This window comes from Comamonas sp., from assembly GCF_036666375.1.
GTDB lineage: Bacteria > Pseudomonadota > Gammaproteobacteria > Burkholderiales > Burkholderiaceae_C > Comamonas.
The window spans coordinates 1-8,260 of sequence record NZ_JAVWWA010000153.1; the positions used below are offsets into that span (position 1 = coordinate 1).

Annotated in this window: 8 protein-coding genes; 6 read left to right on the top strand and 2 right to left on the bottom strand. The window is 67.4% G+C overall.

The window, feature by feature from the left end; all coding sequences use genetic code 11:
* The coding region (locus RR928_RS23105; RefSeq protein ID WP_332549840.1) for a Dyp-type peroxidase at positions 1–914 on the bottom strand (914 nt) is incomplete at its 3' end.
* A 323-nt stretch (positions 915–1,237) separates the two neighbouring features.
* Between RR928_RS23105 and RR928_RS23110 the strand changes: the two genes are divergently transcribed.
* The 5 genes from RR928_RS23110 (at position 1,238) to RR928_RS23130 (ending at position 6,027) form a co-directional block, all read left to right on the top strand.
* Entirely contained in the window at positions 1,238–2,281 is a 1,044-nt protein-coding gene (locus tag RR928_RS23110) for a methionine ABC transporter ATP-binding protein (RefSeq protein WP_332549839.1), read from the top strand.
* Positions 2,282–2,284: 3 nt separating this feature from the next.
* The gene (locus RR928_RS23115; RefSeq protein ID WP_213298897.1) at positions 2,285–2,950 is read left to right on the top strand and encodes a methionine ABC transporter permease; all 666 of its coding nucleotides are present in this window, start codon (positions 2,285–2,287) and stop codon (positions 2,948–2,950) included.
* 66 nt (positions 2,951–3,016) lie between these two features.
* Positions 3,017–3,817, top strand: a complete 801-nt coding sequence (locus tag RR928_RS23120; protein WP_332684399.1) for a MetQ/NlpA family ABC transporter substrate-binding protein — start codon at positions 3,017–3,019, stop codon at positions 3,815–3,817.
* A 70-nt stretch (positions 3,818–3,887) separates the two neighbouring features.
* Complete coding sequence (locus tag RR928_RS23125; protein WP_332549837.1) at positions 3,888–4,982, top strand: DUF6817 domain-containing protein; 1,095 nt, start codon at positions 3,888–3,890, stop codon at positions 4,980–4,982.
* 97 nt (positions 4,983–5,079) lie between these two features.
* On the top strand, positions 5,080–6,027 hold the full coding sequence (locus RR928_RS23130; RefSeq protein WP_332684401.1) for an isoaspartyl peptidase/L-asparaginase family protein: 948 nt from the start codon (positions 5,080–5,082) through the stop codon (positions 6,025–6,027).
* Position 6,028: 1 nt separating this feature from the next.
* Here the strand turns inward: RR928_RS23130 and RR928_RS23135 are convergent, their stop codons facing one another.
* Positions 6,029–7,036 (bottom strand): bile acid:sodium symporter family protein, encoded by a 1,008-nt coding sequence (locus RR928_RS23135; protein WP_332684403.1) that lies wholly within the window; start codon positions 7,034–7,036, stop codon positions 6,029–6,031.
* A gap of 114 nt (positions 7,037–7,150) precedes the next feature.
* Between RR928_RS23135 and RR928_RS23140 the strand changes: the two genes are divergently transcribed.
* Complete coding sequence (locus RR928_RS23140; protein ID WP_332549903.1) at positions 7,151–8,089, top strand: LysR family transcriptional regulator; 939 nt, start codon at positions 7,151–7,153, stop codon at positions 8,087–8,089.
* Positions 8,090–8,260 lie beyond the last annotated feature (171 nt).

An 8,260-nucleotide genomic window follows, 5' to 3' on the forward strand; every position in this document is an offset into this window, starting at 1 on the left:
AGCGCGCGCAGATCGAGCTGGCCCGCGTGCATCGGCGGGCACCAGAGGTAGGCGCCCGTGACCGGCTGCGAGAAACGGAACATCGCATCGACGATGCCGTCTTCCTGGCCCAGCATGCGGCGCATCTGCGCTTCGAACGCATAGAACGAGCTGCCGAACGCCGCGAACATCAGGCCGGCCTTGTCGCCGCTGGGCGTGTGCAGCGCCCAGGGCATGGAGCGGCGCAGCACGAAAGCTTCGGGCGTGAAGCTTTCCTGGGCCGTGCGCTTGACATGGGCCGATTCGGGGGCGTCGTCGAGTTCCTCGTTGTCGCTGCGCCTGCGGCCCACGCTGTGGTCCTGCTCCAGCTCCGACATCGCGTCGAAAGCGTCGAAGTCGTGCAGCCATTGTTGCAGCGCGAGATAGCTCGAGCCGTCGAGCCCTGCGCCCAGGCCGCTGGCAAAAGCCGCGCTCTCGGCGGCCGCTTCCTGCGGATTTTCCGTGCCGTCTTCATAGCCGGTCAGGTCCAGGCCATGGCCGGACACGCCCTTGCCGTGGCGGAAGGCTTCGACCACGCGCAGCGCCTTGAGCGCGGGTGCCAGCGCCTTTTCGAGCCGGCGCGTGAGCGCCAGCAGCTCGCCCAGGTCCTGGCCGCGCAGCCACAGGCACAACGCCACGGGCGTGGCCGGCGCCTTCACGCCCGGGCCGCTGAGTTCGGGAAACGCGCGCAGTCCCGGCACTTGTGCGCCCAGCGCCTGCACCAGTTCGTGGCCCAGGGCCGCGACCACGCGCTCGCCATCGACCAGCGCAGCCAGCCGCTGCAGGCCATTGCGCAGCAATGCGGGCTCGTTCAGCGCCGTCGGGGTAATGGAAAAGAAGACATAGCGTCCGATAGCAGGGATGGCCTGCAGAATGCCGGCTTGGAAAGTGGTCATGGGGAGATTCAAGGAGTTCTGTCCGCTATTGTGGCGGGCAAAGCGCGGTGGTTGCGCCGGTCGGGCATGGCGCGCGGCTGCGCAAAACGAAGACAATAGCGGGGCGCTGTGCGGGCCTGTGCACCCGCCCCGCGGGGAAATGCGCGCGGGCGCTGTAGCCGGTTGCAATTTGAGGCATAGTTTAGGGTTAACACCGACTTGGCGCGAGATGCCGGGCGCGGTTGCATTTTTGATCGCGCGCCCGCCACAGATACGGGCGCGTTTCCTTTTCATTTAACGAGCGCAGGCAGGCCGTGGGCCCGCACTGCGCCAAAGCACATTCCATGATCGACATTCGGGGGCTTTCCCAGATATACAAGGGCGCGACGGGCCCGGTCGAGGCCTTGCGCGGCATCGACCTGCACATCGAAGCCGGTGAAGTGTTCGGCATCATCGGCCGCAGCGGCGCGGGCAAGAGCTCGCTGGTGCGCTGCATCAACCTGCTCAACCGTCCCACGCACGGCGAAGTGATAGTCAACGGCCGCGACCTGACCAAGCTGGGTGACGCCGATCTGCGCGCCGCGCGCCGCGACATCGGCATGGTGTTCCAGCATTTCAACCTGCTGTCCTCGCGCACCGTGTTCGACAACGCAGCGCTGCCGCTGGAACTCGTGGGCATGTCCAAGGACGAGATCCGCGCACGCGTCGAACCGCTGCTGGAACTCGTGGGCCTGACGGCGCTGCGCGACCGTTATCCGTCGCAGATCTCGGGCGGCCAGAAGCAGCGCGTGGGCATTGCGCGCGCGCTCGCCAGCAATCCCAAGGTGCTGCTCAGCGACGAAGCCACTTCGGCGCTGGACCCCGAGACCACGCGCTCCATTCTCGACCTGCTGCGCAAGGTCAACCGCGAGCTGGGCCTCACGGTGGTGCTGATCACCCACCAGATGCAGGTGATCAAGCAGATCGCCGACCGCGTGGCCGTGATCGACGCCGGCCGCATCGCTGAAATCGGCCCGGTCATCGACGTGTTCACGCGTCCGCAGCAGGCCATCACCAAGAGCCTGATCGACGAAATTCTGCCCCAGGAACTGCCGGCCAGCGTGCTGGCCCGCGTGCGCAAGCTCGCGGCCAACCTCAACGGCGGCACGGGCCAGCTGCTGCGCCTGTCGTATGCGGGCGAGAGCGCCTATGAACCCATCCTGTCGCAGATGATCCGCGACTTCGGCCTGGACCTGAGCATCCTGCACGGCCAGATCGACGAGATCCAGGAGCAGACTTTCGGCTCGCTGGCCGTGTTCGCCAGCGGCGAGGCCGCGCAGATCCTGGCGGCAATAGCGCATCTGCGCGCCGTGGGCGTACAGGTCGAAACCGTGCAGATCGAGGGTTGAGCGATGTTTGAAAATTTTTCTGAAATGATGCTGGAGCTGTTTGCCATCTCGCTGTGGGAAACCCTGGTGATGGTCGGTATCTCCGGACTGGTCGGCGGCCTGCTGGGCATTCCGCTGGGCGTATTCCTGCGCCTCACGGACGACGGCGGCGTGCTCGAAAACGGCCCGCTCAACAAGACCGTGGGCTGGATCGTCAATGCCGTGCGCTCGACGCCGTTCATCATCCTGCTGGTGGCGATCATTCCGTTCACGCGGCTGATCACGGGCTCGTCCATAGGCACGGGCGCGGCCGTGGTGCCGCTGACGCTGGCCGCGGCGCCGTTCATCGCGCGCCTGGTCGAGACCGCCTTGCGCGAAGTCGACAACGGCCTGGTCGAAGCCGCCCAGGCCATGGGCGCGACCACCAGCCAGATCGTCTGGAAAGTGCTGCTGCCCGAAGCCCTGCCGGGCATCGTCGCGGGCCTGACGATCAGCTTCGTGAGCCTGACCGGTTACTCTGCCATGGCCGGCGCCATCGGCGGCGGCGGCCTGGGCGACCTGGGCATCCGTTACGGCTACCAGCGCTTCCTGCCCGACGTGATGCTGGCCGTGGTGATCGTGCTGATCTTCTTCGTGCAGGCCATACAGAGCCTGGGCGACTGGGTGGTGCGCCGCCTGAGCCACCGTTGAAGTGAGGGCCTGCGCCGCGGGCGCAGGCATTGGATGTGGCCCGCGCAGGGCCCGGGAAAGTGGACCATGAACAAGCGCGTTGTATTGCAAACCCTGGCCCTCGCGGCCGCATTTCCCCTGACCAGCCTGGGCGCATTTGCCGCCGATCAGCAGGTGGTCATCGGTGTCACGGCAGGCCCGCATGCCCAGATCGCCGAAGTCGCCCAGCGCGTTGCGCAGAAGAACGGCCTCAAGGTCAAGCTGGTCGAATTCGGCGACTTCATCCAGCCCAACGCGGCGCTGGTGCAAGGCGAGCTCGACGCCAATATCTACCAGCACCAGCCGTTCATGGACGCGCAGAACAAGGACCGTGGCTACCGGCTGGTGCCGGTTGCCAAGGCCGTCAACCAGCAGATGGGCGTCTATTCGAAGAAGGTCAAGCGCCTCGAAGACCTCAAGAGCGGCGCGCGCGTGGGCATTCCCAACGACCCGACCAACGGTTCGCGTGCGCTGCTGGTACTGGTCGAGCAGAAGCTGATCACGCTCAAGCCCGGCGTGGGCGCGCGCGCTTCGGTGCTCGACATCACGGCCAACCCGAAAAAGCTCAGGTTCGTCGAACTCGAAGCCGCGCAGCTGGCGCGCGCGCTCGACGACCTCGATGCCGCGGCCGTCAACAGCAGCTATGCGGTGGCCGCGGGGCTGTCGCCGCAAAAGGACTCGCTGGCGCTGGAAAACACCAGCACGCCCTATGTGACGGTGCTGATCGCCACCCGCGCCGGCCATGAAAAGGATGCCGACCTGCAGGCCTTCGTCAAGGCCTACCAGTCGCCGGAAGTCAAGCAGTTCGTCGACACCACGTTCAAGGGCGCGTACACCGTCGCCTGGTAAGGTCGGGCCTGGTGCCTGCCATGCGCTGCACCTTGAGGTGCGGCGCTTTTTTTTCGCTGGAGATATGCCGATGACCCTGCCTTTTCACGATCTCGACGCCGCGCTGTTCGCGCGTGCCCAGACGCTGCTCGACGATGAATGGATCGCCAAGGACGCCGATCTCGCGCCGCTGCTGCCCGTGGTGCTGGCGCGCAATGTGGGCCAGGACTGGCACAAGGCCGGCACCTTCCGCCACCATCTGGTGGGCGTGGCGCGTTCTCTGGCGCTGTGGCAGCAGCCGCGCGAAGTGCGCCTGCTGGGCCTTCTGCACAGCGTCTACGGCAATGCTTTCGTCGATCTGGTGAAGTTCGACGCGGCAAGCGAACGCGGCCGGCTGGCCGAGCTTGTGGGCGAGGATTGCGAGCATCTGGTCCATCTGTTTTGCACCATGAGCCGCACGCAGTTCGTGCAGCGCGTGATGGCCGGCGAGATCGAGGCCGACGGCAGCGTGCGGCTCGAGAAGAACGGCGCGCCGATGGTGCTCACGCCGTTCGAGGTCGCGGCCTTCATCGTGGTCAGCATGGCCGACAGCATGGAGCAGTGGTTCAGCTGGCAGGACGACATCTACTCGCAGTTTCCGCGCGTGCAAAGCGAGCGCCAGCAGGCCCAGCACTGGGCCGCATCGCTGTGGCCAGGCCCGATGCGCCCCAGCGGCCGCATGCTGCACCAGATCGCCTGCCTGGGCCGGGCGCTGCAGCATCCGGCGCTCAACAACCTGCTGCCGCTGCCGCCGGTCTACGGCCGGTGCACGCAGGTGCTGTCGCTGGCTGACGAGGCGGCTGCGACCTCGCTGTACTGGTCGGTGATACAGCTCGATCAGCCGCTGGTAGATCTCGACGCCGCGACGGCCGTGCTCGAGCATGCGGTGCGCCACAACCCCTGGGTGGGCGAGCCGCAGATGGTGCTGGCCCAGCTCTATCTGTCGGCCGGACGCGGCGCCGACGCCGAACGCGCGGCAAGCAGCGCGCTGCAGTGCTTCAGCGCCTGGGGCAATGCCTGGGACAAGCGCGTGCAGTGGGACGCCTGGGTGGCCTGGACGCGCATCCTGCTGCAATCGGCGCAGCAGGGCAGCTGGCCCGCGCGGCTCGACAAGCTCAACAATCTCGCGCTGCGCGCGCCGGCCTGAGCGACGCAAGGCCAGCCCATGGCTGGCATGCGGCAGCCGCCACGGCCTACGCCCGGGCACGCTTGCGGGGCGCAGCATGTGCGGCTGAGGAGGCTTCATGGCAGCTGTTCCTTTTGTGATTGCCGTGCACGGCGGCGCCGGCACGATGTCGCCGAATCCCGACCTCGAGGCGCCTTATCACCGCGCGCTCAAGGCCGCGCTGGCCGCCGGTGCGGCGCTGCTGGAAAGCGGGGGCGCGGCGCTGGACGCGGTCCAGGCCGCCGTGGTGTCGCTCGAGGACTGCCCGCTGTTCAATGCGGGCCGGGGTTCGGTCTATACCGCTGCGGCGCGCCATGAGATGGATGCCGCGGTGATGGACGGCCAGCGCCTGGCCGCGGGCGCCGTGGCCTGCGTGCATGGCGTGCGCAACCCGGTGCTGCTGGCGCGCAGCGTGCTCTCCGATTCGGGCCATGTGCTGATGGTCGGCGAAGGCGCGCAGTGCTTTGCGCAGCAGATGGGACTGGCCATGGAGCCCGATGCCTGGTTTGACACCGAGGAGCGGCTGGACGATCTGCGCCGCGCCCAGCGCCAGCGCCGGGCTATGGGCGTGCCGGCGCCGCTGCGCGACAGCGGCCATTTCGGCACGGTCGGCGCCGTGGCTTTGGACGCCCACGGTCATCTCGCTGGCGCGGTGTCCACGGGCGGGCTCACGGCCAAGCGCCCAGGTCGGGTCGGCGATTCGGCGGTGATAGGCGCGGGCATCTATGCCAACGATCTGAGCTGTGCCGTGGTCGCCACGGGCACGGGCGAGCACTTCATCCGCACGGCGGCCGCGCACGATGTGCATGCGCGTATGCTCTATCGGGGGCAGTCGCTGCAGGAGGCCGCGCCCGACGTGGTGTTCGGCGAGCTGCTGCGCATAGGCGGGCGCGGCGGGCTGATCGCGGTCGATGCCCGGGGCGAGGTCAGCATGCCGTTCAATACGGCAGGCATGTACCGCGGCGTGCAGCGCCAGGGCGAAGCCGCATGCACCGCCATTTTTCAGGACCAAGCGCCCGCAGCGTGATTCAGGCCTTGGCCGGCGCCGCGGCGGCGCTCGGCGCTTCGGTGCCGACCGGACGGCGCGCATAGCGGCCCGCGACCCAGGCCGCGACCATCAGCTGCATGGGGTGGAAAATCATCAGCGGCAGGACCATGCCGCCCATCACGCTGGGCGCAAACAGCACCTTGGCCATGGGCACGCCGCTGACCAGGCTTTTCTGCGAGCCGCAGAAGATGATCGCGGCTTCGTCTTCGGTGGAGAAACCGAAGCGCCGCGCGAGCCAGACGCTGATGCCCATGGCCAGTGCCAGCAGCAGGCCGCAGACCAGCACCAGCACGCCCAGCGCGAGTGGCGGAATGCGCGTCCAGAGTCCGGCGACCACCGAAGCGCTGAACGCCGAGTAGACGACCAGCAGGATGGAAGTCTGGTCCAGGCCCTTGATGCGCGCCGCATGGCGCTGCAGGAACGGCGACACCCAGGGTCGCAGGCCATGGCCCAGCGCGAACGGCAGCAGCAGCTGCAAGGCAATGCGGCCCATGGCCTGCAGCGGATCGCTGCTGCCTGCGGTCTGCGACAGCAGCAGGCCCACGAGCAGCGGCGTGAGCACGATGCCCATCAGCGTGGAGCCCGAGGCACTGCAGATCGCGGCCGGCATGTTGCCGCGCGCCACGGCCGTGAGCGTCACCGCCGACTGCACGGTGGCGGGCAGCGTGCAAAGGAACAGCACGCCCAGGTACAGGTCGGGCGTCAGCAGCGGCTCGAGCACCGGGCGCAGGCCCCAGCCCAGCAGCGGGAACACGATGAAAGTGATGGCCGTGACCAGCAGGTGCAGCCGCCAGTGGCTGATGCCGGCCCAGATGGCCTGGCGCGAGAGCTTGGCGCCGTGCAGGAAGAACAGCATGAAGATCACGCCCATCGCGGCCCACTCCAGACCGCGCGCGACGCTGCCATAGGCCGGCAGGATGCTGGCGAGCAGCACCGTGGCGATGAGCATCAAGGTGAAGTTGTCGGGAAGGAATCGGGGTCGGGCCATGCCGTGCTTTCAGAAGTTGCAGCGAACGGCGTGCGCGCGTTCGTCGCGCCGATTGGAATGCATGCTGATTCAAAAGTGAAATGCATTTATTTGATTGTTTTATAATTTTTACTCATGAATATCACTTTGCGGCAACTGCGCGTATTCCTGGCCGTGGCGCAGCAGCAGAACTTCAGCCGCGCGGGCGAGGCGGTGGGGCTTACGCAGCCCGCAGTCAGCCGCAGCATCACCGACCTCGAGCAGCAGCTGGGCGTGCAGTTGCTGCATCGCAGCACGCGCGATGTCGAACTCAGCGATGCGGGCCGCCTGCTGCAAGGACGGGCCACGCGCGTGCTCGACGAACTCGACGCCGCGCTGCTCGAAGTGCGCGGCCTGGCCACGCAGCGCCACGGCCGCGTGCGCGTCGCCAGCAGCCCCACGCTGTCGGCCCATCTGATGCCCGAGTGCATTGCGCGCTGCGCGCAGCAGCACCCGGGCCTGCAGCTGCAGTTGCTCGACCGCATCCAGCAGGGCGCGCTCGACAGCGTGCGTGCCGGCGAAGTCGATTTCGGCGTGGTCATCGATCCCACCGAACCCGAGGATCTGCACTGCGAAGCGATTCTTTCCGAGCCGTTCTGCCTGGTCTGCCCCGCGGACCACGCGCTCGCGCGGCGGCACGAAGTGCATTGGCGCGATCTCTCGGGCCATCCGCTGGTGCTGCTCGACCATGCGTCCGGCAGCCGCCGCCTGATCGACCGCGAACTCGAACAGCACGCGCCCGACTGCCAGGTGGTGCAGCAGGTCGGCCACACGACCACCATTTTCGCCATGGTGCAGGCGGGTCTGGGCATCGCGGTCGTGCCGCGGCTCGCGGTCGCGGACCAGGGCGTCGAAAGCGCGGGTCTGGTCCATCGCCTGCTGCTGCCCGTGGTCGAGCGGCAAATCATGCTGGTGCACCGGCGCCATCGCCGTCTTGCGCCGGTCGTGCAATTGGTCTGGGATCTGGTGCGTGATGTCGCGCATGCGCGCTGGAGCGCACTGCCGGCGCTCAGAGCACCGGCAAAAGAGCGCTGATTGCCGCAAAACAGGCGGTGCGATGCGCCATTTGCTGCGTGGCGTCCGGGCGCGCAGGTATGATATGGGCCACTGATATGCGCCGCTGCGCATGTCCAGTGGGCATGCCATTGCGCGCATGCTGCATGTGGTGGCGTTAGCTCAGTTGGATAGAGCAACAGCCTTCTAAGC